The organism is Pseudomonas karstica (assembly GCF_009707515.1).
GTDB classification, from domain to species: domain Bacteria; phylum Pseudomonadota; class Gammaproteobacteria; order Pseudomonadales; family Pseudomonadaceae; genus Aquipseudomonas; species Aquipseudomonas karstica.
The window spans coordinates 14,708-38,961 of record NZ_WLYI01000043.1 but is presented as its reverse complement, the minus strand read 5'-3'; the positions used below and the strand labels follow the sequence as shown (position 1 = coordinate 38,961).

The 24,254-nt window shown below is 58.3% G+C and carries 26 protein-coding genes; 15 read left to right on the top strand and 11 right to left on the bottom strand.

Going from position 1 to position 24,254, the window contains the following annotated elements; all coding sequences use genetic code 11:
- The first annotated feature begins 165 nt into the window (after positions 1-165).
- The 3 genes from GIR22_RS23505 (at position 166) to ppnP (ending at position 3,058) form a co-directional block, all read left to right on the top strand.
- The gene (locus GIR22_RS23505; protein ID WP_154745657.1) at positions 166-2,112 is read left to right on the top strand and encodes an acetyl/propionyl/methylcrotonyl-CoA carboxylase subunit alpha; all 1,947 of its coding nucleotides are present in this window, start codon (positions 166-168) and stop codon (positions 2,110-2,112) included.
- 71 nt (positions 2,113-2,183) lie between these two features.
- Positions 2,184-2,726: a 3'-5' exonuclease gene (locus GIR22_RS23500; RefSeq protein WP_154745656.1), complete on the top strand. Its 543-nt coding sequence runs from the start codon at positions 2,184-2,186 to the stop codon at positions 2,724-2,726.
- Positions 2,727-2,773: 47 nt separating this feature from the next.
- Entirely contained in the window at positions 2,774-3,058 is a 285-nt protein-coding gene (gene ppnP, locus GIR22_RS23495; protein ID WP_154745655.1) for a pyrimidine/purine nucleoside phosphorylase, read from the top strand.
- Between the two features lie 60 nt (positions 3,059-3,118).
- On the opposite strand, the gene GIR22_RS23490 is transcribed toward ppnP, so the two are convergent.
- Together GIR22_RS23490 and GIR22_RS23485 are read right to left on the bottom strand one after the other, a co-directional pair.
- Positions 3,119-3,925: an MOSC domain-containing protein gene (locus GIR22_RS23490; RefSeq protein WP_154745654.1), complete on the bottom strand. Its 807-nt coding sequence runs from the start codon at positions 3,923-3,925 to the stop codon at positions 3,119-3,121.
- A gap of 94 nt (positions 3,926-4,019) precedes the next feature.
- Positions 4,020-4,955: a chemotaxis protein CheV gene (locus tag GIR22_RS23485; protein ID WP_154745653.1), complete on the bottom strand. Its 936-nt coding sequence runs from the start codon at positions 4,953-4,955 to the stop codon at positions 4,020-4,022.
- A gap of 543 nt (positions 4,956-5,498) precedes the next feature.
- Between GIR22_RS23485 and GIR22_RS23480 the strand changes: the two genes are divergently transcribed.
- The 3 genes from GIR22_RS23480 (at position 5,499) to GIR22_RS23470 (ending at position 7,943) form a co-directional block, all read left to right on the top strand.
- On the top strand, positions 5,499-5,948 hold the full coding sequence (locus tag GIR22_RS23480) for a hypothetical protein (protein ID WP_178122440.1): 450 nt from the start codon (positions 5,499-5,501) through the stop codon (positions 5,946-5,948).
- A gap of 445 nt (positions 5,949-6,393) precedes the next feature.
- Positions 6,394-7,287, top strand: coding sequence for a sensor histidine kinase (locus GIR22_RS23475; protein WP_154745664.1), 894 nt, complete (start codon positions 6,394-6,396; stop codon positions 7,285-7,287).
- Positions 7,284-7,943, top strand: coding sequence for a response regulator (locus GIR22_RS23470; protein WP_178122439.1), 660 nt, complete (start codon positions 7,284-7,286; stop codon positions 7,941-7,943). Before GIR22_RS23475 ends, GIR22_RS23470 begins: the two co-directional genes overlap by 4 nt.
- Here the strand turns inward: GIR22_RS23470 and yegS are convergent.
- From yegS to moaB, 3 genes are all read right to left on the bottom strand, one after another.
- Complete coding sequence (gene yegS, locus GIR22_RS23465) at positions 7,927-8,829, bottom strand: lipid kinase YegS (RefSeq protein ID WP_154745652.1); 903 nt, start codon at positions 8,827-8,829, stop codon at positions 7,927-7,929. The genes GIR22_RS23470 and yegS overlap by 17 nt on opposite strands.
- Before the next feature lie 80 nt (positions 8,830-8,909).
- Positions 8,910-10,136 carry a molybdopterin-binding protein gene (locus GIR22_RS23460; RefSeq protein ID WP_178122438.1) on the bottom strand — a complete coding sequence of 409 codons (1,227 nt, stop codon included), beginning with the start codon at positions 10,134-10,136 and terminating at the stop codon, positions 8,910-8,912.
- Positions 10,120-10,659 carry a molybdenum cofactor biosynthesis protein B gene (gene moaB / locus GIR22_RS23455; protein WP_154745651.1) on the bottom strand — a complete coding sequence of 180 codons (540 nt, stop codon included), beginning with the start codon at positions 10,657-10,659 and terminating at the stop codon, positions 10,120-10,122. Before moaB ends, GIR22_RS23460 begins: the two co-directional genes overlap by 17 nt.
- A 76-nt stretch (positions 10,660-10,735) precedes the next feature.
- On the opposite strand from moaB, the gene mobA reads away from it, so the two are divergent.
- Entirely contained in the window at positions 10,736-11,338 is a 603-nt protein-coding gene (mobA, locus tag GIR22_RS23450) for a molybdenum cofactor guanylyltransferase MobA (protein WP_154745650.1), read from the top strand.
- An 80-nt stretch (positions 11,339-11,418) separates the two neighbouring features.
- Complete coding sequence (locus GIR22_RS23445; RefSeq protein WP_154745649.1) at positions 11,419-11,640, top strand: YgdI/YgdR family lipoprotein; 222 nt, start codon at positions 11,419-11,421, stop codon at positions 11,638-11,640.
- A 55-nt stretch (positions 11,641-11,695) separates the two neighbouring features.
- Here GIR22_RS23445 and GIR22_RS23440 read toward each other — a convergent pair whose 3' ends face one another.
- The 4 genes from GIR22_RS23440 to GIR22_RS23425 all read right to left on the bottom strand — a co-directional run bounded on the left by GIR22_RS23440 (position 11,696) and on the right by GIR22_RS23425 (position 14,615).
- Entirely contained in the window at positions 11,696-12,586 is an 891-nt protein-coding gene (locus tag GIR22_RS23440) for a pseudouridine synthase (protein WP_154745661.1), read from the bottom strand.
- 72 nt (positions 12,587-12,658) lie between these two features.
- Complete coding sequence (locus GIR22_RS23435; RefSeq protein WP_032870336.1) at positions 12,659-12,994, bottom strand: hypothetical protein; 336 nt, start codon at positions 12,992-12,994, stop codon at positions 12,659-12,661.
- A 75-nt stretch (positions 12,995-13,069) separates the two neighbouring features.
- Positions 13,070-13,306: a glutaredoxin family protein gene (locus GIR22_RS23430; protein ID WP_154745648.1), complete on the bottom strand. Its 237-nt coding sequence runs from the start codon at positions 13,304-13,306 to the stop codon at positions 13,070-13,072.
- Between the two features lie 100 nt (positions 13,307-13,406).
- Entirely contained in the window at positions 13,407-14,615 is a 1,209-nt protein-coding gene (locus tag GIR22_RS23425; protein WP_154745647.1) for an ammonium transporter, read from the bottom strand.
- A 338-nt stretch (positions 14,616-14,953) separates the two neighbouring features.
- Between GIR22_RS23425 and GIR22_RS23420 the strand changes: the two genes are divergently transcribed.
- The 7 genes from GIR22_RS23420 (at position 14,954) to GIR22_RS23390 (ending at position 22,789) form a co-directional block, all read left to right on the top strand.
- Complete coding sequence (locus GIR22_RS23420) at positions 14,954-15,268, top strand: ElaB/YgaM/YqjD family protein (protein WP_154745646.1); 315 nt, start codon at positions 14,954-14,956, stop codon at positions 15,266-15,268.
- A gap of 2 nt (positions 15,269-15,270) precedes the next feature.
- A complete protein-coding gene (locus GIR22_RS23415; protein WP_154745645.1) occupies positions 15,271-15,657 on the top strand; it encodes a phage holin family protein in 387 nt (128 codons plus the stop codon).
- Entirely contained in the window at positions 15,654-15,992 is a 339-nt protein-coding gene (locus tag GIR22_RS23410) for a hypothetical protein (RefSeq protein ID WP_154745644.1), read from the top strand. The genes GIR22_RS23415 and GIR22_RS23410 overlap by 4 nt, the downstream gene beginning before the upstream one ends.
- Before the next feature lie 224 nt (positions 15,993-16,216).
- Complete coding sequence (locus tag GIR22_RS23405; protein ID WP_154745643.1) at positions 16,217-17,548, top strand: deoxyguanosinetriphosphate triphosphohydrolase; 1,332 nt, start codon at positions 16,217-16,219, stop codon at positions 17,546-17,548.
- Between the two features lie 260 nt (positions 17,549-17,808).
- Positions 17,809-18,237, top strand: coding sequence for a response regulator (locus GIR22_RS23400; RefSeq protein ID WP_154745642.1), 429 nt, complete (start codon positions 17,809-17,811; stop codon positions 18,235-18,237).
- Between the two features lie 284 nt (positions 18,238-18,521).
- The gene (locus tag GIR22_RS23395) at positions 18,522-19,148 is read left to right on the top strand and encodes a response regulator transcription factor (protein WP_154745641.1); all 627 of its coding nucleotides are present in this window, start codon (positions 18,522-18,524) and stop codon (positions 19,146-19,148) included.
- A gap of 8 nt (positions 19,149-19,156) precedes the next feature.
- Entirely contained in the window at positions 19,157-22,789 is a 3,633-nt protein-coding gene (locus GIR22_RS23390; RefSeq protein WP_154745640.1) for a transporter substrate-binding domain-containing protein, read from the top strand.
- Between the two features lie 48 nt (positions 22,790-22,837).
- Here GIR22_RS23390 and GIR22_RS23385 read toward each other — a convergent pair whose 3' ends face one another.
- Both GIR22_RS23385 and GIR22_RS23380 read right to left on the bottom strand, forming a co-directional pair.
- On the bottom strand, positions 22,838-23,320 hold the full coding sequence (locus tag GIR22_RS23385; protein ID WP_154745639.1) for a GAF domain-containing protein: 483 nt from the start codon (positions 23,318-23,320) through the stop codon (positions 22,838-22,840).
- Positions 23,317-24,207, bottom strand: a complete 891-nt coding sequence (locus GIR22_RS23380) for a DUF815 domain-containing protein (protein ID WP_178122437.1) — start codon at positions 24,205-24,207, stop codon at positions 23,317-23,319. The genes GIR22_RS23385 and GIR22_RS23380 overlap by 4 nt, the downstream gene beginning before the upstream one ends.
- Positions 24,208-24,254 lie beyond the last annotated feature (47 nt).

Genomic DNA, 24,254 nt, shown 5'->3' with positions numbered 1-24,254 from the left:
GCCCCGTTAAACCACGGTGGCCGGACTCCGGGCACACCGAGCCAGAGCGAGGTGCCGAGTGGTGGGGCAAGAGCCTTTGGTTACTTTGGGCTTTTCAAAGTGACCCGCCGTAAGGGCGAAACCATGCCAGCAACGGATATGTACCCAAAAACCAAGGGACACAACATGCCCACATTCACCAAAATCCTGATCGCCAACCGCGGCGAAATCGCCTGTCGCATCCAGCGCACCGCCCAAACACTGGGCTACCGCACCGTGGCCATCTACAGCGACGCCGACGCCAATGCCCTGCACGTCCAAATGGCCGACGAAGCCGTCAACATCGGCCCGGCACCTGCGCAGCAGTCCTACCTCAATATCCCGGCCATCCTCGAAGCCGCCAACCGCACAGGCGCCGACGCAATCCACCCCGGCTACGGCTTCCTCTCGGAAAACCCCGAGTTCGCCCGAGCCTGCCTGGACGCCGGCCTGGTCTTTATCGGCCCCAGCGCCGAAGCCATTGAACTGATGGGCAGCAAACGCCTGTCGAAAATCGCCATGCTCAACGCCGGCGTGCCCTGCATCGGCGGCTATCAAGGTGCCGAACAGGATGACCTTACATTGCAACGTGAAGCCGAACGCATTGGCTACCCGTTGATGATCAAGGCCAGTGCCGGTGGTGGCGGGCGGGGCATGCGCCTGGTCCACAGCCCCGACACCTTGCTCGAACAACTGCGCACCGCCCGTTCAGAAGCCTTGAAGGCCTTTGGCAGCGCCGAGCTGATTCTGGAGCAGGCGTTGATCGAGCCGCGTCATGTGGAGGTGCAACTGTTCGGCGATACCCACGGCAACCTGATCTACCTGGGGGAGCGTGATTGTTCGATCCAGCGTCGCCATCAAAAAGTGGTTGAAGAAGCGCCCTGCCCGGTAATGACCAACGAGTTGCGCCAGGCAATGGGCGAAGCCGCGCTAAAGGCAGGACGCGCAGTGAGCTACGTCGGGGCCGGCACCGTGGAATTTCTGCTGGACCGCACCGGCCGGTTCTACTTCCTGGAAATGAACACCCGCCTGCAAGTGGAGCACCCGGTGACCGAGTTGATCACCGGCCTGGATCTGGTGAACTGGCAACTGCACATTGCCGCAGGCCTACCCCTACCCTTGCGCCAGGAAGACGTGACCCTCAGCGGCCACGCCATGGAAGTTCGCCTGTATGCCGAAGATCCGTCCCAGGAATTCCTCCCGCAAACTGGCGACGTAGTGCGCTGGGAACCGGCAGAAGGTGTGCGCATCGACCATGGACTGCACGAAGGTCAACAGATCAGCCCTTTCTATGATCCGATGCTGGGCAAGATCATCGCCCACGGAGCCACCCGCGAAGAGGCGCGGCGCAAGCTATTACGGGCCGTGGAAGATTGCGTGCTGCTGGGGGTTGGCAGCAATCAGCAGTTACTGACCCATCTGCTCAAGCATCCGCAGTTTGTCGCGGGCGACTTCAGCACCGGTTTCATTGCTGAACACTTCAGCAATATCGCCAGCCATACGGCAACACCCGAAGAACTGGGCCTGGCCGCCGCCCTGTTTTATCAGAACAGCGCCAATGCCCATCGCGACAGCTTGCCGGGCTGGCGCAACAACGCCAATGTGCCGTGGAACTGCTGCCTGGCCGTGCAAGATGAAATCAAGACTGTCAGCATCAGCCTGCTGGCGGATAACTGCCTGCAGGTTGACGTCGATCAGCAAGCCATCAAAGTACACTTACAGAGCATCGACGGACGTTGGGCCAGCGTGATTCTCAATGGTATCCGCCGCCGCACCGCCTATCACCTGGAGGGCACGCAACTCTGGCTGGCCAGCGCCAGCGGCGGCCTGCGTATCACCAACCGCACCCAGTCCGTTGCCATCCGCCAGGCCGAAGCCAGCAGCGGTACGGTGAAGGCGCCGATGGATGGCGCCATTGTCGAGGTACGGGTCAGCGAGGGTGAGTCAGTCAGTAAAGGCCAGTTGTTGCTGGTGCTGGAAGCGATGAAAATGGAGCACCCGCTCAAGGCCGGCATCGGGGGGGTGGTCAAACGGGTTCAGGTGGTTGCCGGAGACCAGGTACACAATCGCCAGGTTTTACTGGAGATCGAGTAAACGCTAGGCGGAACTACCAGGCTTGGCTACGCTCTATCCCCATCAGGACGGGAAGAGTACGGGAACCTGCGATGCCTCATTGGCTGATTATTGATCTTGAAGCCACAACGGATGAAGGCGGCTGGCCCGTGAGGGAGATGGAAGTCATCGAAATCGGCGCGAGCCTGGTCAATCGCCAAGGCCGCGAACTGGACCACTTCCAGCGTTTCGTGCGGCCGTTGCGCCGGCCTTTGTTGACGCCTTTCTGTCGTCAACTGACCCATATCAGCCAGGCTAATATCGACAACGCCCTGCCGTTGAACGCGGTCTGGCCGTTGTTTGAACGCTGGCTGGGCCAGCATCGGGCGCACCTGGAGGGCTGGGCCAGTTGGGGCGACTATGATCGCCAGCAACTGGAGCTGGAGTGGCAACGCCATGGCTTGACCAGCCTCCTCGGCCAGACACCCCATGTAAACCTCAAGCAGCGTTTCGCCAAGGTCCGGCGCCTGGACAAGCCGTTGGGGCTCAATGGCGCACTGCAATTGGCCGGGATACAGTTCAACGGCCAGCAACACCGGGCGCTGCAAGATGCGCGCAATACAGCACGACTGCTGCCGTTGATTTTGCCCGTGTAGAAGGCATACTGGCCGACCTTTCTTGACCCTTTTTCGAGGATTCACCCATGTTCAAAGTCAACGAGTACTTCGACGGTACCGTCAAGTCGATCGCTTTCGGCACCGCAGAAGGTCCGGCGACCATCGGCGTCATGGCCCCGGGTGAATACGAATTCGGCACCGCCCAGCGGGAAATCATGCACGTGGTGTCCGGCGCGCTGACCGTCAAGCTGCCAGGCAGCGAAGACTGGGAAACCTTCGCCGCCGGTAGCCAGTTCAACGTGCCGGCCAACAGCAAGTTCCAGTTGAAGGTCGCCGTGGACACCGCTTATCTGTGTGAATACCGCGGCTAAAGGTTTGCGGTAAAAAAATGCCCGTCTCTTGTGAGACGGGCATTTTTCGTTGCACGAGCGCTATTCCAGAATCGTCAACGGCATGCCGACTTCCAACTGCCCCACGCCATCGTTGACCAGGTTCTGGCCGAACATCACACCATCGGGCTCCTTGCGATAGGCCTCAAGGGTCGCCAGTGGCTGACGGTCGACGCTGCGCTCAGCGGTTTGTGGATCGATAGTGGTGAGGATGCAGCGCGAGCAGGACTTGACCACGCGAAACTCCACATCGCCGATGCGCACCCGTTTCCAACCGTCCTCGGCGAACGCTTCACTGCCTTCGACCACCAGGTTGGGGCGAAAACGCAGCATCTCCATCGGCCGGCCTATACGTTGGGACAAGTCGTCCAGGGAAGCCTGGCCGATCAGCAACAGCGGAAAACCATCGGCGAAGCCCACCTTGTCATCATCTTTGCCGTAGCCGGACGCCGTCGTGCGCGCACGCGCCACAGGGACTTGCACCAGGCGAGTGGGTTTGCCAATGAATTCGCTGACCCAGGCAGCGGCCTCATCGCCGGCGTCCGGAACCCGCAAGGTGTCACGCCAAATAGTCACACCGCGCAACTCGGCCTCACTGCCAGGCAGCGGCACGTCCAGGGTCGGGTGGCCGACCGCGCTCAACGTCAGGCCACCGGCATTATTCCAGACCGCCGATAATTGGCTCATCCGGGCAAACGCCCGTTGGGTCAGGAAGCGCCCGCTGGGTTCATCCACCAGCATCCAGCGTCGGTCCCCATCCAGCCCGAGCTTATCCAGGCCGACCTGCTGCAAGGCTTCACCCTTGCCGGACTTCAATGGGTACCGATACAACGCGCTGAGACGCAGCATAAGCCTGCTTTCCTGATGGGCAAAAACCATAACCCTATACGAGCACGTGGCGAGAATCAAAAGATCCCGCCGCCCTCGTGTAGGAGCCCATCAATCAGGCCAGCACTTCATCCAGCATCAGACGCTGGCGCACCACATCCACCAACTTATCCGGCTGAAACTTGGAAAGGAAGTTGTCGCAACCGACTTTTTTCACCATCGAGTCATTGAAACTACCCGACAGCGAGGTGTGCAGCACCACGTACAAGCCACGCAGGCGCGGGTCGTTACGAATCTCGGTGGTGAGGCGATAACCGTCCATCTCGGGCATTTCGGCGTCGGTGAAGATCATCAACAACTTGTCGGTCATCACCTGGCCGCTGTCGGCCCACCCCTTTAGCAGGTTCAGGGCCTTGAGGCCGTCGCTGGCGATGTGCATCTTCACCCCCAGTTGCGACAGGGTGTCACGCAACTGCGACAGGGCCACATTGGAGTCATCCACCAGCAGCACTTCACGGCCACGGGCACGCTCCAGCACGGGGTCATTCAGTTTTTCCCGGGAAACCCTGGTGTTGTAAGGCACGATCTCGGCCAGGACTTTTTCCACGTCGATGATTTCTACCAGTTGGTTATCAACGTTGCTGATCGCCGTGAGGTAGTGCTGGCGTCCGGCACTGGCCGGCGGCGGCAGGATCGCCTCCCAATTCATGTTGACGATACGGTCCACGCCACCCACCAGGAATGCCTGCACTGAACGGTTGTACTCGGTAACGATAATGGTGCTGTTGGGCCCCGGCACCAGCGGCCGCATGCCGATGGCCTGGGACAGGTCGATCACCGGCAGGGTCTGGCCACGCAGGTTGACCACACCGCAAACAAAGGGGTGGCGCTGGGGCATCAGGGTCAGCTTGGGCAACTGCAACACTTCCTGCACCTTGAACACGTTGATAGCGAACAACTGCCGCCCCGCCAGGCGAAACATGAGGATCTCCAGGCGATTCTCACCCACCAATTGCGTGCGTTGATCTACCGTGTCGAGAATGCCGGCCATTAAAGACTCCTGGGAATGTGCTGCTGGATTTGCGGGTGACTTGAAGCAGGTTATCGGCGACAACCGCCAGACCTTGATCCCCCAGTAAAATGCCACATGAACCCATTGATGTCACACTGACATCATGCTTTACTGGCTCGGCCTTCTGATTTTGCATTCCCGCCCCGCGGGGCGACCTTGAAACCGTCGCAAGGTTCCGCCATGTAAGGGATTCCCCTAGCCGCAATCAGGTCTAACCTGATATTCGCGATATCTAATAGCCATTAATGTGACGCCATTCTCATTGCATGAATGGAGCCGGCTTTTGTTTGCTATTGCACGTCCACGGCCCGCGGCCCTTCCAGGCACTGATGCCTTGGCAACCGAAGTGGTGCGAATAACCCTGGACATGAGGGACACGGACCACAGCAATCATAATAAAAATAAATGCCCTACTAAAAAGACGGAAACGGACTACATATCACAGTCATATTTCAGCGGTAGCTTTAAGCTATTCACCCAGTGCGATATCTCATCACCTGAGCGCATGTTGTGGAGACTTGCATGATGAACGACGGCAAAGAGTGGCAGCTTGCACTTCCCGAGTTTCTCCTCGAGGCTGAAATGCTGCTGGCCAAGTCTGAAGAATGCTTGAGTCACCTGCATTTGATTCGTAACGACAACGACGCAATCGACTGCATGAAAAACAGCCTGACCAAGCTCGGCGATAAGGCCGATGCCATGACCTTGCGGCCCATCAGTGAGTTCTCAAGGCACATCCAAAACTTGATCAATAACGCTGCCTACCCCCTGCAACTGCATGACGAGGCATTGTTCGCACTGAGCGACTGCCTGACGTTATTGGCTTGGCAACTGGAGCTGATCGATATGAAAACCGGCCAGTTGAGCCTGGACGAAAATGAACAAATCACCTTGATTGCGACGGCCAGTCAGCACATCCCACAAAAAAATGCCCGCTATAACGCCGATCAACGTCTGCCGCATGCGTCTTGACCCTCTTCGCACTTGCTCCATAAGGGGTTCGTATTTCATCAAATGTTTACCTGAAAACGACAAGAGCAACTAACTCAGCGTGCCGGATTACTGGCAAGATCAATAGGCTAGCAATGGCAGTAGCAATACAAAATAATTCTAATAATACAACTTCCCATTCTTGGGTTGATGGAAATAACGCTCAGGATATTCCTTGATTGATACCCCTCACAGAGAGCAACGCTGGGCGACCAACAGACATTGTGGTGATACCATACGGTGCTCGAAGTGACCCGACTTCATGATGACTGAAAATGTAATAAGTACTTCGACGCCGCGTCAGACTCAACGCCTTATAAACCCTGGGTTGGACCCGGATCATGGCCCGGCCGCGCTTTCCAGACAGAGTCCAGTCAGTCGCCGTGACCGGTCTACCCGCAGCGAACATTCATTGGCTCCATCCGCTATGTATGCCAGCCTCAAGTCACTCATCGCAAGGCCCATGTCCCGTCGCTATGGCCGCTGGCTGACCCTTGCCCTGTGCCTTTGCACAGCCTCGGCCAGCCTGTGGGTCTATGCACATTCGGCGCTGCTGCCTGCCTGGCTGCTGGCACTGAACCTGGCCACCCTCATCGCGACCGCCCTGCAACACTGGCAAGCCCGCAAATCCATCAAGTTCCAGCCCCAGGAGCTGGCCGACCGCCTGCTGCAGGTCCAGGAAAACGAGCGCCATCGTTTGAGCCGCGAGCTGCACGACGATATAGGTCAATTGTTGACGGCCGCCAAACTACAAAGTGAATGGCTCCAGCGCCGCCTGCCAGACGAGTTGCAAGGCCAGTGCTCGGTGCTGTGCAGCACGTTGAGCGAAACCCTGGCCAAAGTGCGAGACGTATCGGCCATTCTCAACCCCCGTCAACTGGCAAGCCTGGGCCTGGAAGCCAGTCTCAGGGCGCATCTGCTCAAAACCCTGGAAAACACCAACGTGAACTGGAGCCTGGAATGCCAACAGCGGCTGACCGGCATTCCGGAAGAGATGGCCGTGGCCGCCTTTCGCATTACCCAGGAAGCGGTGACCAACATGCTGCGTCACGCCCAGGCGCGCAATCTGCTGGTGCGCCTGCAACGCCTGCCCCAAGGCTTATCGCTGAATATCTGCGATGACGGCCAGGGGTTTTCGCCCGCCATCAACCCCGGCCTGGAAGGGCAACGGGGCATGGCCGGCATGTCCGAGCGAATCGATCAACTGGGGGGCACCTTGTCCATCAATAGCCAGCCAGGCTGCGGAACCCGGATCGAAGCGCTTTTCCCCTGGGCGCCCCGCGCCCTCGAACGGGCCAGCTCCCATAAGGTTCTAGAGTGACCTGCAACTTACTACTGGTGGATGACCATGCATTGATCAGGGCCGGCGTACGCGCGCTGATCCTCGATATTCCCGGCTACGCAGTGATCGGCGAAGCCAATGATGGCAACCAGTTGCTGGCGCAATTCGAGGCCCTGCAACCCGACATCGTGCTGCTGGACCTGTCGATGAAACACACCGGCGGGCTCGATGCCTTGCAGCAGCTCAAGCGCGCCTACCCCAAGAGCAAAGTGTTGATCCTGTCGATGCACACCGACCCGGAGCTGATCATGCGCGCCCTGGAGTCCGGTGCCCATGGCTACCTGCTTAAAGACACGACCGCCAACGAGCTGGAACATGCCCTGCTGGCCCTGCGCAATGACGAACGCTACCTGAGCCCGGCCATCGCCCATACCGTCATCAACCAGGCCCTGGTGCGTAATCAGGGCCTGACGTCCCTTGCGCCCCACAGCCATAGCCTGACGGCACGCCAGCTGGAAATCCTGCGCCTGATCGTACGCGGCAAATCCACCCGGGAAATCGCCAACGGCCTGGGCTTGAGCATCAAGACGGTGGAGGCCCACCGCTCGCAAATCATGAAGCGCTTGCAGATTTTCGACGTGGCTGGACTGGTACTGTTTGCCGTACGTGAACAGATCATCAGCCTGGACGACTGACCAATAACGGAGAGTCCGGCGGCAGGTGCACCTTCAAGGCCTGGGGCAGCGCCGAGAAACGCAGGTCATCGCCCTTGAGTGGCTCGCCGTCGAGGTTGATATACAGCCCTTCGGCAACCTTGATTTCCACCCAGGGCAAGCGCGCACGGACAAACAGGTTGTCCAGGCCCCAGCCATCGGCCATCAAATCCCGCAAGGTACCGACCACTTCCTGTGGCGCCGGCAAAATACTGATTTCCAGCAAGCCGTCGTCGGCCATGGCCTCGGGGCACAACACATGCCCGCCGCCCGCCTGGCGCCCGTTACCGATACCCAGGGCCAGCAACTCGCCACGCCAATGAAAATCCGGTCCTTGCAGTTCGCCGTAGGCGGCATGCAATTCGCTGAAGCGCGAGAGCCCGGTAAACAGATAGGCGGCACCACCAAGGACCTTTTTCAGCTCTTGCGAAGTATTGGCGGTGACCTGGCTGCCAAAGCCGCCAGTGGCCATATTGAGAAAGATCTGCCCGCCGACCTCGCCCAGGTCGATGGCACGGGCGGGTGCGTCCAGCAAATCCAGGGCCAGCTCAGGCTCCAGCGGCACGCCCGCCGCCCGGGCAAAATCATTGGCGGTGCCCAGCGGCATCAACACCAGGCTGGCGTCGGTCTTGGCCTGGGCCATCGCTTCGGCAACGTCGCGCAGCGTGCCGTCACCGCCACCGGCGATCAACCGGGTGTAGCCGGCCGCCAGCGCCTCGTCGACCAGACGCCGGGCATCACCGCCCTCCCACGTCACGCGCACGGCCAATTCCCAACCTTGTTCGCGCTTGCTCTGCACCGCCGACCGCACCTGCTCGTTGAGCGCTTGCTTGCCGTGCAGAATCAGCAGCGCCTTGGGCTTGCTCATGGGATGAAGCTCCTGTCGTTCAAAGGGTCTTGAGGAATGTGGACCTTCAATGACGGGAAAAAAGCCGTTGGATTGAGCAATTAATTCAACACCTCACTCAAGGGAATGAAGTTGACGCGATCACCCTCGGCCAATGTCGTGCCTTCCAGCACTTCCACCAGGCCTTCGGCCCAGGCTGCACTGCGCAACACCCCGGAGCTCTGGTTGCGGTAGATCATCGCGCGCCCCTGCTCAAGACGTCCGCGCAGGTACTCGCGACGGTTACCCGCTACAGCCCAGGTGAAGCCTACCGGTACCTCGAAGCGTAACGGCTGCACATCCTCAACCCCCAGGCGGCGCAACAGGTAGGGCCGCGCCAGCAAGGCAAACGTCACCAGCGTCGACGCCGGATTACCCGGCAAACCGATCACCGGCACGCCACGAAAATGGCCAAACGTCAGCGGTTTGCCAGGCTTGATCGCCAACTTCCACAGCGCCAGTTCGCCCTCCTCGCGCAATGCGATGCCAAGAAAGTCTGCCTCGCCAACCGACACGCCGCCGGTGGAAAGAATCAGGTCGACCGCTGACAACGCCCCCAGACGCGTACGGGTTTGCTCCAGGTCATCCGGCAAAATACCGGCATCGACCACTTCGCAGCCCAGGCGCGCCAGCCAACGGCATAATACCTGGCGGTTACTGTTGTAAATCTGCCCAGGCCCCAGCGGCAGGCCGGGTTCGATCAGTTCGTCGCCGGTGGACAAAACGGCCACCCGAGGACGTCGCACCAACTCCAGGCGATCGCGCCCAAGGGATGCGGCAAGCCCCAGCTCAATCGGCCCCAAGCGTGTTCCCGCTGACAATACCTGTTCGCCGACCGTGGTTTCCTGGCCCTGGGGGCGGATATTCTGTCCTGCTCGCAAGGCCTCGATAAAGCGCACCCGCTGATCGGCCAGCACCTCGGTGTTTTCCTGCATTTCTACGCAATCCGCACCCTCCGGCACCGGGGCACCGGTAAAGATCCGCGCGCAGGTTCCAACCCCCAACGGTTGCGGTGACTGCCCGGCAAAAATGCGCTGGCTCACCATCAATGGCTCGCCGGTCCAGTCCGCCACGCGCAGGGCGTAACCATCCATGGCACTGTTGGGCCAAGGCGGCAAGTCGAGGGTCGAGACCAGAGGCAACGCCAGAACCCGGCCATCGCACTCAGCCAGCGGCAGGCTTTCCCGTTCACGAATCGGTGCTGCATCGGCCATTGCCAACAGACGTTCGAGTGCTTGCTCCACGGGCATCAACGTACCCGTCTTGCCCGGCTTACCCACGGGATTCACAAGGTTGAGCCTGCTTCAGATGCGGGACAAAGTTGCAGGGGCGATGGCGGTTGTCCAATTGCTCGGCGAGAATCCCGTCCCAGCCGGTGCGCACGGCGTTGGTGGAACCTGGCAGGCAGCACACCAGGGTGCCATTGGCCAGGCCAGCCAAGGCACGGGATTGCACGGTGGACGTGCCGATATCGGCTACGGAAATCTGCCGGAACAGCTCGCCAAACCCATCGACCTGTTTGTCCAGCAGGCAACTGACCGCTTCCGGCGTGCTGTCGCGCCCGGTGAAACCCGTGCCACCGGTGATCAACACCACTTGCACCACATCCTCGGCAATCCAGTGCGCCACTTGCGCGCGGATTTTGTACAGGTCATCTTTAAGCAGCACCCGCTCAGCCAGCCGATGGCCGGCGGCGAGCAGTCGGTCGACGAAGACCTGTCCCGAGGTGTCGGTGTCCAGAGTGCGGGTGTCGCTGACAGTCAATACAGCAATATTCAGGGGTACAAAAGGCGCATCAGCCTTGGCTTTCATGGCTCGGTCCGGTTGTCGTAGAAACAGCCCGATGTTATATCACAGCCCCCCATTTCACTGCCGCACCGGAGCCGTCATGTCACTGAATTCGCCCCCCCTGCCCTGTTCGATCCTGCTGCTGGCCGGCGGTCGTGGCCAGCGCATGGGCGGCCAGGACAAGGGCTTGCTCGACTGGCACGGGCAGCCTCTGATTGCCCATCTGCATCGACTGGTACGGCCCCTGACCGATGACCTGATCATTTCCTGCAACCGCAACCAGCCACAGTACGCGCCTTTCGCCGACCATTTGGTTGGCGATGATCGCCCTGATTTCCCTGGCCCCCTGGCGGGCATCCGGGCGGGGTTGGCAGTCGCTCGCCATAAGCACCTGCTGGTGTTGCCATGCGATGTGCCACACATCGATCAACGATTGCTGGCGGATCTGCGGGCGACAGCACAACGCAATCTGCAACACCCCTTGATGGTGCGCCACGGCGTTTTCTGGGAGCCTCTGCTCTGCGTCATACCGACCTGTTTGCGCGACGACATCGAACAAGCATGGCAAGCCGGTGAGCGCAGCCCGCGCCAGATCATGCTGGCGCTGGGGGCCAAGGCCCTCGTCTGCCCTGCCAACGACCCGCGCCTGGCCAATCTCAATACACCTGGGCTGTTGCACCCTCAGCCCAGCGTGTCAGAATGAATCTTGAACAAGGAACTTTGCGGGCGTTACGCACGTCACAAGGTCAGCACTCAACAAAGTATTCTCTCGGAGACACACTCATGACTCAACGGACCATCGCCGCTCTCATGCTTGCACTGGGCCTCGCTACCCTCGCCGGTTGCGCCTCGCCAACAGTGATCACCTTGAATGACGGGCGCGAAATCCAGGCCGTCGACACCCCTCAATTTGATCAAGATTCGGGGTTCTACGAGTTCGAACAATTGGACGGCAAGCACACCCGCATCAACAAGGACCAGGTTCGTACCGTTAAAGACCTGTAAACCCTGCTGTTTGCAGACAAGGCCCGCACCATGCGGGCCTTGTTGTTTTCAGGGTTTACCATTCAAGCGTGATCGCACTCTTGAAGGTACGCTCCACCCCGCTCAACGGGTCAATGAAACGCACACCCTGGGCCAGCAACTTGAGTGGGTTGGCATAATCGTCCTCGACATCCTTGATGACCTCGGGGTAGAACGGATCGTTGCAGATACTGGCCCCCAGCGCCGTCATATGCACCCGCAACTGGTGCTTCTTGCCGGTGACCGGAAACAACCCGTATCGCCAGAAGTCGCCATTTTTTTCCCGCACCTCCACCGCTGTTTCGGTGTTACTCACACCAGGACCTTCCTGCATGCGAAAGAAGGGCTCGCCCTCCACCAGGCGGCTCTTGTGCACCCGCGGGAACGTCAGCCCAGGCAATGCGGGCGCGATGGCTTCGTAGAATTTTTCGATCCGGCGGGTCGGAAACAACTGCTGGTACGCCGAGCGGCTTTGCGGGTTGGCCGAAAACAAAACCAGCCCCGCCGTATGGCGATCGATACGATGCAGCGGCACCAGCGCAGGGTTGTCCAGGCAATGGATCAAGCGACGCAACAGCGTCTGCTCGACATACTCTCCCGCCGGGGTCACTGGTAGGAAATGCGGCTTGTCTGCCACCACCAGATGCTCATCGGCATACAGGATCGTTTCCTGGACCGGGATCGGCTTTTCGTTCGCCACTTCACGAAAGTAATAGATGCACAGCCCCTCCCGGTAGGCCAGGTCGAGGAGGATGGGTGCACCGTTTACGTCAAGCACCCGACCGCGGGCGATGCGGTCCAGCCATTGCTCACGGCTGATGGCGCGAAAGTGCTCGCACAGACAATCCAGGACGGTCGCCCAGGTACCAGGAGGCAGGTACAAGGTGCTGGCTTGATGCTGGGCAGCGGAAAAACCGGAAGCGGACATGGGCATGCTCAAAGCCTGGAAACACAGGCGGGGATTATCCCGCATGTAGCCGGGTCAGGCCTAGGAGAGATCTCAAGCCTTGGCCAATTGCGCGCGCAACACCGGCGACGCACTGGCGGCCTCAGTGAACTCCTTGAGCCAGCGCAACACGTCCACGGCTTCCCAGCGCCCCGGATCATATAAGGCATAGAGCAATCCCTGATACCCCACCACATCCAATTGCTTGTGATAACCGGCGCGCTGGAACAATGCTTCGATCTCGGCAAAGCAGGTATTGAAATGCACTTTGTTGAACGGTGTCTTGCCTTCCGTGACCAGGCCATCGAGGCGCAGCTCGTTCACCGCGTCGCGCACAATGTCGGCGGACATACGATTGACGCTGCTTTTCAGTTGTTCAACATTCACCACGGGCGTTCCCTCTCATTCAATCGCTGTACAAACATACAGTAACCGAATAATCGGCAATCCGCCATTGGATTAGCGCTAGAGCAGAAAGGCCACGATCTGCTCGGTATCGAAAGGCCAGTCCAATTCTGCTCCCGTATCCACCCGACGCAGCACCGGAATACGCAGGCCGTAGGCTTCGAACTGTGATTCGCATTCGGCGATATCCACCAGTTCCACCAGCAGCCCATGTTCGACCAACGGCATGATTTCAGCTTCAGCAAGTTCACAGAGATGGCAACCCAGGGTGCCGAACAACTGGCATTCAGGAGGCATGGCAAATGGACCCGAGAACAAATAGACATCCATTCTAGGCCCACCGAATCAATGTGGCGAGCGAGCCAGTGCCAGCCCCTGCACGAGCAGGACGTGCCTCTCAATCCTGACTGACCGCCCCAATCTTGTGGATCGACAAATCCGCGCCGTAATACTCCTCTTCCTGAGTCAGGCGCAGGCCATGGACGCGCTTGATCAACCCATACACCAGAAACCCGCCCGCCAGGGCTACAACCACGCCCAGCGCAGTACCGATCAGTTGGCTGATCAAGCTCACGCCACCCAAGCCGCCCAGGGCGGTCTGGCCGAATATCCCACACGCGATCCCGCCCCAGACACCGCACAAGCCATGGAGCGGCCACACCCCCAGCACATCATCGATCTTCCAGCGGTCTTGCGCCGCGATAAAACACCAGACGAACAAACCGCCTGCCACCACACCGGTCACCAGCGCTCCTACCGGGTGCATCAAGTCGGAACCGGCACAGATCGCCACCAGCCCCGCCAGCGGACCATTGTGCAGAAAGCCTGGGTCATTGCGCCCGATCACCAGCGCCGCTACCGTGCCGCCGACCATCGCCATCAACGAATTGATCGCCACCAGCCCGCTCACCCCGGACAGGGTTTGCGCACTCATGACGTTAAAGCCGAACCAACCGACAATCAGGATCCAGGAGCCCAATGCGAGAAACGGTATGCTCGATGGCGCAAACGCTACCAAGCGCCCGTCTCGATAACGGCCCTGGCGCGGCCCCAACAACAGCACTGCCGCCAACGCCAGCCAACCGCCCATGGCGTGCACCACGACGGAACCGGCGAAGTCATGAAAACTGGCGCCGAAGGTCACCAGCAACCAGGCCTGCAAGCCGTAGTTGCCGTTCCACACCATGCCCTCGAAAAACGGGTAGATGAACGCTACGATCAACGCTGTCGCGCACAGTTGCGGAATAAAACGTGCACGCTCGGCAATGCCGCCAGAAATAATCGCCGGGATGGCGGCAGCGAAGGTCAACAGGAAAAAGAACTTCACCAGGCCATAACCATGATCAGCGCTGATGACCGCCGCGGGTTGCATGAAGTTGACCCCATAGGAGATCCAATAGCCTATAAAGAAATAGGCCAGGGTCGAGATGGCGAAGTCACTGAGGATTTTCGACAGGGCGTTGACCTGGTTCTTCTGGCGCACCGTCCCAACTTCGAGAAAAGCGAAGCCGGCATGCATGGCCAAGACCATCACTGCACCGATCAGAATAAATAAGGTGTTGGAGCTGTAGACCAGCGTGTCCACTGCACTTTGCAAATTTTCCATGGCGTTGGCAGGCCTGCGCATTCAGGAAAAAGCACCAAAGCAGGTCACCACCTTCATTTGCGCACTGAATTGGCGCCCGCTGTGCAAGCCTTCGGTAAAGGCGTGAACCGCTTTAGCGCAGCGTTCAGCGAGCAAGGCAATTGCCAGCAGGGTTTTTCCGCGGGTTTGAGTTATTTAAGGTAAGGTTTTTCAAGGCTTTCGACCTTACCGCCCAGATTCAGCGCAACCCCAAGAGTGCGCGCACCAAGCCAAAGCAAAAGCTGTACCAGTCAATTGCAATGAACCTTCACCCATGCCGGTGACTCGAAAACATCAGACAGCCACTCACGGAGATAACCATGGCCAGCAAAACGGCAAAGACTGCTCAAGAAATACTGATGGAAGATTTTCAAACCCTGGTCAGCGATACCGAAAAGCTGTTGGACGACACGGCCGTGCTGGCCGGGGACCAGGCTGATGAGTTGCGTTCGAAAATTCACGAAAGCCTGCTCAAAGCCCGCGAAACCCTGCAATTGACCGAAGATTCCCTGCGCGAACGCGGCAAGGCGGCGGTCACTGCGACCGAAGATTATGTGCAGGCTAACCCTTGGCAGTCTGTCGGCATCGCCGCCGGCGTGGGCTTTCTGATCGGCCTGCTGGCCACAAGGCGCTAATCATGTCTATCGGCGAATCCGGCTCGTCCACGGGCCCAAGTTCTACTTCGCGGCGCCTGGGTGCTGCTGTCCTGGGTTTGCTCCACAGCCATGTCGAGCTGTTCGGCATCGAGTTACAAGAGCAGAAAGCCCGTACCGTCAGCCTGCTGCTGTTCGCGGGCCTGGCGCTGGTATTTGCCCTGCTGTTGCTGGTGGGCCTATCGGCGTTGGTGATGATTCTGGTCTGGGACACCTATCGCCTGATCGGGATCATCAGTCTCTGTGCCTTCTACACACTGGCCGCAGCGTTCTGCGGGTTGCGCTTGAAAGCCGCGATTTTCGATGAGTCCACGCCTTTCCACGCCACCCTCGAAGAGCTGGCCAACGACCGGGAGCGCCTGTTGCCATGAACACTGAAGTTGTGCAAACCACCTCCCGCCGGGAAATGCGCAAGGCCCTGATCCGCCTGCGCATGGAGATGCACCGCCAGGAGATTCGCCATGAGTCCCAGCAACTGCTGCAGCCGTTGCAAAAGGTCCGCAACCTGGGCCAGAGCTGGCAAGACGGCTTTGGTATCAAGCATGCGCCGCTGTGGGGCGTAGGCGTGGTGACGTTGCTGGGTTTTCTCACCGGCAAAGGCGCCAAGGGCGGCAGTATCGGTACCCTGACTCGCCTCGTGCGACTCGGCGCCGGCCTCATACCGCTGATCAAACTGGCCATGCAAGGGGCTGCTCGCAAAGGTTGAGCCACAGGGGCGCCTGCTTGCCAACGAATCAGGCCCGGCCCTCTCTCAAGGGCCCGGGCCTTTTTTGACATTGCTTTTTCTGATTGCCAGCAAGCGCAGTGGGCGTCGGGCAAGCGCTTGCCGACGTGTCGATAGCGATGCCGCGGGCTTGTGGTTTCTCTTGCGCTCAAGAGGCTGAACCGGGAAGCTGGGACGCGTCATTCACCGCACGGAGAGTACCCGCTTTGGATTGGCCCACCCTGCTTACCCGCGAACGCCTTGGAAAACCCCTGCACAGCCCTGAAGAACTGGGGCGCAGTCCTTTTCACAAAGACCATGACCGCATCATCTTCTCCGGCGCGTTTCGGCGCCTGGGCCGCAAGACGCAGGTACACCCGGTCTCCAGCAACGATCATATCCACACGCGGCTGACCCACTCCCTGGAAGTCAGCTGTGTCGGTCGCTCCCTGGGCATGCGCGTGGGTGAGACCCTGCGTGGCGCCCTGCCCGACTGGTGTAGCCCGAGCGACTTGGGCATGGTGGTGCAATCGGCCTGCCTGGCCCATGACATTGGCAACCCACCCTTCGGCCACTCCGGGGAAGACGCCATTCGCCACTGGTTCCAGCAAGCCGCCGGCCGTGGTTGGCTGGATGACATGAGCGGCGCCGAACGCAACGACTTTCTCAACTTCGAAGGCAATGCCCAGGGATTTCGGGTCCTGACGCAACTGGAATACCATCAGTTTGACGGTGGCACACGCCTGACTTACGCCACCTTGGGTACGTATTTGAAATACCCTTGGACCGCACGTCACGCCGACTCCCTGGGCTACAAAAAACACAAGTTCGGCTGCTACCAGAGCGAGCTGCCAATTCTCGAACAGATCGCTCATAAGCTCGGCCTGCCACAACTGGAGGAACAGCGCTGGGCGCGGCACCCACTGGTTTACCTGATGGAGGCGGCCGACGATATCTGCTACGCGTTGATTGACCTCGAAGATGGCCTGGAAATGGAGCTGCTGGGGTACGACGAAGTCGAAGCGCTGCTGCTGGATCTGGTCGGCGATGACTTGCCGCAAACCTATCGGCAACTGGGCCCGCTGGATTCCCGACGCCGCAAGCTGGCCATATTACGGGGCAAGGCCATCGAGCACCTGACCAATGCCGCGGCACAGGCGTTCGTCGAGCAGCAACAAGCACTGCTGGCCGGCACCCTCCCGGGCGACCTGGTGGAACATATGCATGGCCCCGCCAAGCGTTGCGTATTAAGCGCCAAGGACATGGCTCGCAAGAAGATCTTCCAGGACAAACGCAAGACCCTGCACGAAATTGGCGCTTACACCACCCTGGAAATTCTCTTGAACGCCTTTTGCGGCGCAGCCCTGGAACAGCATGGCGGCCGTACTCCGTCCTTCAAGAACCGACGCATCCTGGATTTGTTGGGCAACAGCGCTCCTGACCCGGCCTGGCCACTGCACACTTCGTTCCTGCGGATGATCGATTTCATCGCCGGCATGACCGACAGCTACGCCACCGACATGGCGCGAGAAATGACCGGGCATTCCAGCCCTCATTAACCCCTGGCTTGAGTCGAATGCCCTGGCCCGCTTTTTCCTGGCCAGGGCTTTACAACAGAATCGCCCTACGAAGAGAAGAGAGCTGCCTGATCGAACTTCTGCAAACACCCGATGAATAATCACGCCCGCTCTTATCCAACCTATAGACCAGTTCCTACGCTCGACAACTCATGGGTCAATCAGCTCCTGATTCACAGGCTGCCCCAGATACCCCACGGGTGGAGCAACTTCAGGGCCTATACCCGCTCCATGGAACCTCTATGCTCAAACAACTACGCATCCTGCTGGTGGAGGACCATCCCTTTCAACTATTGGCCACCCAATGCTTACTGAAAAACGCTGGCTACCACTGTTTAACCCCCACCGAAAACGCCGCACAGGCCCTTATGTTTATGACACAAACCGAAACACCGTTCGATATTCTGCTGTGTGACCAATGCTTACCCGACCTGCCTGGGATAGAACTGATAGAAATAGCCCATCGTAGAGGCTTTATAAAAGCGGCCATCTTATTGAGCGGCCTGCCTGCCAATGAATTGGAAAGCCTGAAAACCCAGGCATTGCAACGTAAGTTCCCGCTAATAGGATATTTGGCAAAGCCGTTGAATAGTGATGATTTACAGGCGCTGATAAGCCAGTCAAAACTTGCCAAGGAGAATTCGTCCGCCCTGCCAGCCTTAGGCTGGTAACCACTGAGCGCAGACATATTACCCAGTAAAGTAGGACGTTAAACACCTGGACAATACGAAAAACCCTCACAAAAAAACCGTTTGGCACCACCCATTCACATTTCAAACGTGTGTGCGCAACTTTCTTACACCCCTAGCAACAAAGCCCCAATAACGGGTAATCCTATACCTTTTTTTATGTAGGAAAACTCCTGTTTTATACCTGCCCCCCATTCGGCTCATCCTCCTTCATCGCCATGTGAGCTAATGTGCCCGCTTTATTTGCGCTTATATGGGATTTGATCATGAACTCAATTTTTATTATCGACGACCACCCTGTTATTCGACTTGCACTGCGAATGATGTTAGAGCACGAAGGTTATAAAGTAGTTGGAGAAACCGATAATGGTTGCGACGCCATACAAATGGTCAGGGAGTGCCTGCCAGACCTGATCATTCTTGACATCAGCATTCCAAAACTGGATGGCCTTGAAGTTTTGTGCCGGTTCAACTCGATGAGCACCCCGATAAAGACGTTGATCCTGACAGCTCAATGCCCGGCACTTTTCGCTACACGCTGCATGCGATCAGGAGCAGATGGTTATGTTTGTAAAGAAGGCGACTTGAGCGAGTTGCTAAGTGCAATCAAAGCTGTGCTCTCCGGTTATAACTATTTCCCCAGCCAGGCGTTGAATGGCAACGGCGCAGAAGATGGTAACAACGAAGAATTAGAGCTTTTCAAGGCGGTGAACGATCGCGAGCTCATGGTTTTGCAACTTTTTGCACAAGGTCGCACAAACAAGGAAATCGCCAAAGGTATGTTTCTCAGCAATAAGACTGTCAGCACTTACAAAAAAAGACTGATGCAAAAACTGAAAGCCAAGTCCTTGGTAGAACTTATCGAGCTGGCAAAACGCAACGCGCTAGTGTGAGAGATCGGATGCCCAGGCGTTTAAAGGACTATCTAATTATATTAAGTGCCAGCTTGTACTTCAGCACGACCGTGCTTGCTGCTCAAGCCGCCCCAGAATATTACACACTGCTGAGCCGCACAGGTTCCATCCAACTGGAAAACCAACTGGACAAGGCACAACGCCAATGGCTGCAAGACAAGCGCGAGTTGGTACTAGGTACTGCGGCCCCCGACTACCCACCCTTTGACCTCACTTCCAGCGGTCGTGACTATGAAGGGCTCACCGCCGATTATGCAGGCCTTTTGGCCAAGGCTCTGGCATTGCCGATCAAAGTGATGCGCTATCCCACGCGGGAGGCCGCTATCCAGGCTCTTGAATGCGGACACATCGACCTTCTTGGCTCCGCCAATGGCTTCGAGGCGGCAAACCCTAACTTGGTTCTGTCGACCCCTTACGCCGTGGACCAACCGGTATTAGTCACCCGCGAAGGAGAAAGCCGCAGCCTCAACGAGGGTCTGGCCGGCCTGCGGCTAAGCCTTGTCTACCATTACCTGCCACCGGACGAAGTGAAGGCCTTGTATCCGGAAGCGATCATACGTACCTATCCGTCCTATCAAAACGCGCTGAATGCAGTGGCGTTCGATCAGGCCGACGTTTTTCTCGGCGATACCATTTCAACCCACTACATGATCAACAAGGGGTACCTGAAAAATATCCGCATGGCCAATTTTGGCAAACATGAAGCCTACGGATTCAGCTTCGCATTGCGCAGAGACCAGCCCATCCTGTTGAGCATCGTCGATTCAGTACTTGCCAGCGTATCCCCCCATGAACGGGACAGCATCGCCAAACGCTGGAGCGCGGGCAGCGATATATTGCTCACCGACAAGAAACTGCAACTGACACAGCGCGAAGAGCGCTGGCTGAAAGAACACCCTGTTGTGAAGGTCATCGTGAACGAAACCTTCGCGCCACTGACCTTCTTCGATGCAGACAACAACTTTCGCGGCATCACTGCCGATCTTCTGGAACTGATTCGACTGCGCACCGGCCTGCGCTTCGAGGTTGAGCGTACTCGGGACGTCAGTGACATGATCGATCAAGTCCGCTCCCGCAAGGCCGACATCATTGGCGCAATCATCCCCAGCGTCGATCGAGAGTCCCAACTGAGCTTCAGTCGCCCCTACCTGGAAAACTCCTATGTGCTGCTGACACGCAAAGAGGTAGGCGCACCCTCGAACCTTGAGCAAATGGCCGGCAAGCGCCTGGCGATCACCCAAGGCAATCCAATGGCAGAAACCCTGCGCCAGGACTTTCCAAAGATCCAGTTGGTGGAAACCAACGATACATTCAAGGCATCGGAGTTACTGACACAAGGTCACGTTGAAGGGGCGGTGAACTCGCTAGTGATCGCCAACTACTTCCTCTCCTCAATGACGTTCCAAGACAAACTGCAGATAACCTCCAGTATCGGCACCCTGCCTGCTGCCTTTGCACTGGCCACGTCACGCAGCGCCACCGAGTTGAGCTCAATTCTCGACAAGGCATTGCTCAGCATTGCTCCGGATGAACTGGGGGTAATCAACAGCCGCTGGCGCGGCTACACCGCCGCATCCGACAGTTACTGGCGTAATTATCACTACCTGATTGGCCAGATCATCATTGGCACCGGGCTCCTGCTGTTGATCTCCCTGGCCTGGAATGCGCATATGCGCCGACAGATCAAGCATCGAAAAATGGCCGAGCGCGCCCTCAACGATCAGTTCGAGTTCATGCGAGCCCTGGTCAATGAAACACCACACCCGATCTACGTGCGCGATCGCAACGGTTTGTTGCAGACCTGCAACGACAGCTACCTGCAGGCTTTCAACGTCAATCGCGAAGACGTGATCGGCAAAAGCATTCTCCAGATGGGCCTTGGCCTGGAAGCAGAGGCTGCGCAATACCATGCCGACTATCAGCGGGTGGTGGTTGAAGGCAATCCGTTGATCCTGGATCGTGTCCTGCACATCCAAGGAAAAAAATTGACCATCTACCACTGGATCCTTCCATACCGCGACTCCACCGGCGAGGTCCAGGGCATCATCGGTGGCTGGATCGATATCAGCGACCGACGCCAGCTATTTGATGACCTCCGCGCCGCCAAGGAGCGCGCCGACGAGGCCAACCGCGCGAAAAGCACCTTCCTTGCCACCATGAGTCATGAGATCCGCACGCCTATGAATGCAGTTATTGGCATGCTTGAGCTGACCCTAAAGCGCGCCGATCATGGGCATCTTGACCGGCCAGCCATCGAGGTCGCGTACAACTCGGCGAAGGACCTCCTGGAGTTGATCGGCGATATCCTCGATATCGCGCGAATCGAGTCAGGCCGATTGAGCCTGGCCCCGGAGCGCGTCAATTTGCGCGACGTGATCGAATCGGTGGTACGCGTTTTTGACGGACTCGCACGACAGAAAACCCTCAGCCTGGTACTGGAGTTCAATCCCAGATTCGACGACATCGATGTGTTGATCGACCCGTTGCGTTTCAAGCAAGTACTTTCCAATCTGGTGAGCAATGCCATCAAATTTACCGAGCGCGGCCAAGTGAAGGTCAAGGTGGACGTGGAAGCCACCAAGCTTGAGCAACAGGTTCAGATGAAGCTGGTGGTCGAGGACACGGGCATCGGTATCAGTCGAGAAGATCAGCAACGGCTGTTCGAACCCTTTGCCCAGGCTGACAACACCGGCCACTTGGCCAGGAGCGGTGCTGGCCTGGGGTTGGTGATTTGCCGCAGCCTGTGCGCGATGATGGGCGGCCAACTGAGCCTGAGCAGTGTCCCGATGGTGGGGACCCAGGTCCATATAGCCTTGAAGATGACCGGCCTGTCACCTGAGAATACCGTGAGCGAATGCAAGCCTGTTACACCAGCCCCAGCTCCTGTACTCAACGTGCTGGTGGTGGATGACCATCCGGCCAACCGGCTGCTGATGTGCCAGCAACTGGGCTTCCTCGGTCATCAATTCACTGCCGCCGCCCATGGCGCTGCAGGCTTCCAGGCATGGCGCCAGGAGCACTTCGACCTGGTGATCGCGGACTGCAATATGCCCGTCATGAATGGCTACGAGTTGAGCCGTTCGATTCGAGAGTACGAGCAACGAGAGCAACTGAAACCCTGTGTCATCCTCGGCTTCACCGCCAATGCCCAGCCAGAAGAGAAACAGCGCTGCGCACAGGCCGGCATGGATGACTGCCTGTTCAAGCCCATCAGTCTCACTACGCTGGAACGACAGCTGGCACACATCGCACCGACACTCACGGGCAAGCTCTTCGACCCTGGCAGCCTGGATGCCCTGACGGGAGGCGACCCGCAATTGAGTCGGCGGTTATTGGAAGAGTTGCTGAACAGCAGTTGCCATGATCGCCAAGAACTTATGGCGTTGCTGACAAAACCAGCCTCCCTTCAGGAGCTCATCGCGCAGGCCCACAAGATCAAGGGCGCTGCCCGCATTGTCCAGGCTGATACGCTGGCTACACAATGCGAAGCCCTGGAGCAGGCCAGTGCCCATGGGATAGACCCCACGACGATAGAAACTGGCGTCAAGGCCATTGAAAAATCCATGCTTGAACTGGAAAGGACGTTGCAAATGCAGCTGAAAAACCTGGAAGACCATTAACCGAAAAGAGCAGAAGCGAGGTCACTCGCTCCTGCCGGGATCAGCCTGTCAACACTCGGTCAAGCGCAGGAATATGGCCGCCAGTAGCTCGATACCGGCCTGATCCTGCGGGGTAAACCGCGCCAATAACGGACTGTCAAGGTCCAGAACCCCGATCAACCGTCCATCCTTGACCAGCGGGACCACCAGCTCGCTGTTCGAGGCACTGTCACAGGCAATATGCCCCGGGAACTCATGCACATCCTCCACCCGCTGGGTTTGCCGTGTGGCTGCCGCAGCGCCACACACTCCCCGGCCAAACGGAATACGCACACAGGCAATCTGCCCCTGGAATGGCCCGAGCACCAGTTCCTCGTTACGATTGAGGTAAAACCCGGCCCAGTTCAAATTCTCCAACTGATTGAACATAAAGGCGGAAAACTGCGCGGCATTGGCAATGAAATCCCGCTCATCGGCCAACAGCGACTCAAGTTGTGCACAGAGCATGGTGTAGCTATCAAGACCGGTTGTGGCCGGTTTCAAATCGATCATGACTGATGCTCCAACAGCTTGAGGCCGACCCAGTAGCGGGCAAACTGATAAGCGCAGCGACCGTTACGGTTGCCACGCCCGGTTGCCCAGCGCACTGCAAGAATGTCCAGCGCCTCATCACGCTGCCATTGCAAACCGGCCTTGTTCGCCAGCTCCCCGATCCAGTGCTCGACCACATCGAGAAAGTGCTCCTGGTTGAACGGGTAAAACGACAGCCACAGGCCGAAACGGTCGGACAAGGCGATTTTGTCTTCCACCGCCTCATTGGGATGCAGCTCACCATCCACTCGTTTCCAGTTCTCATTGTCACTCTGGTTTTCCGGGACCAGATGACGGCGGTTGGACGTGGCATACAGCAAGACGTTTTCCGGTGCCTGTTCCAGCGAGCCATCGAGAACGCTCTTGAGGACCCGGTAATCGCTTTCACCCGCCTCGAAGGACAGGTCGTCGCAAAACAGCACAAAGCGCTGTGGCAACTTGTTCAGTTGCTCGACCACCCGCGGCAGATCGGCCAAGTGATCGCGCTCGATCTCGATCAGGCGCAAACCAGCCTTGGCGTGTTGGGCCAGCAAGGCGCGCACCAGGGATGACTTGCCAGTGCCGCGCGCGCCCCAGAGCAAGGCGTGGTTGGCGGGCAAGCCATCGAGAAACTGTTGGGTGTTACGAGCCAGTTGCTCACGTTGCTTGTCTACGCCGATCAAATCGCAGAGGCGCATGTCCAAACTGACTTCCAATGGCAGCAGGAAGCCACTACGGCCTTCACGCTGCCAGCGGGCAGCGAGGCATTGGCTCCAGTCGATAGACTGACGTGGGGCAGGCAACAAGGGTTCCAAACGAGCAAGCACCGCATCGGCACGCTCAAGAAAAGCATTCAATCGAGAGTCCACGACTATTCCTCTGGCAAGTTCTTGTAAAAGATGGCGTATTGGCAACC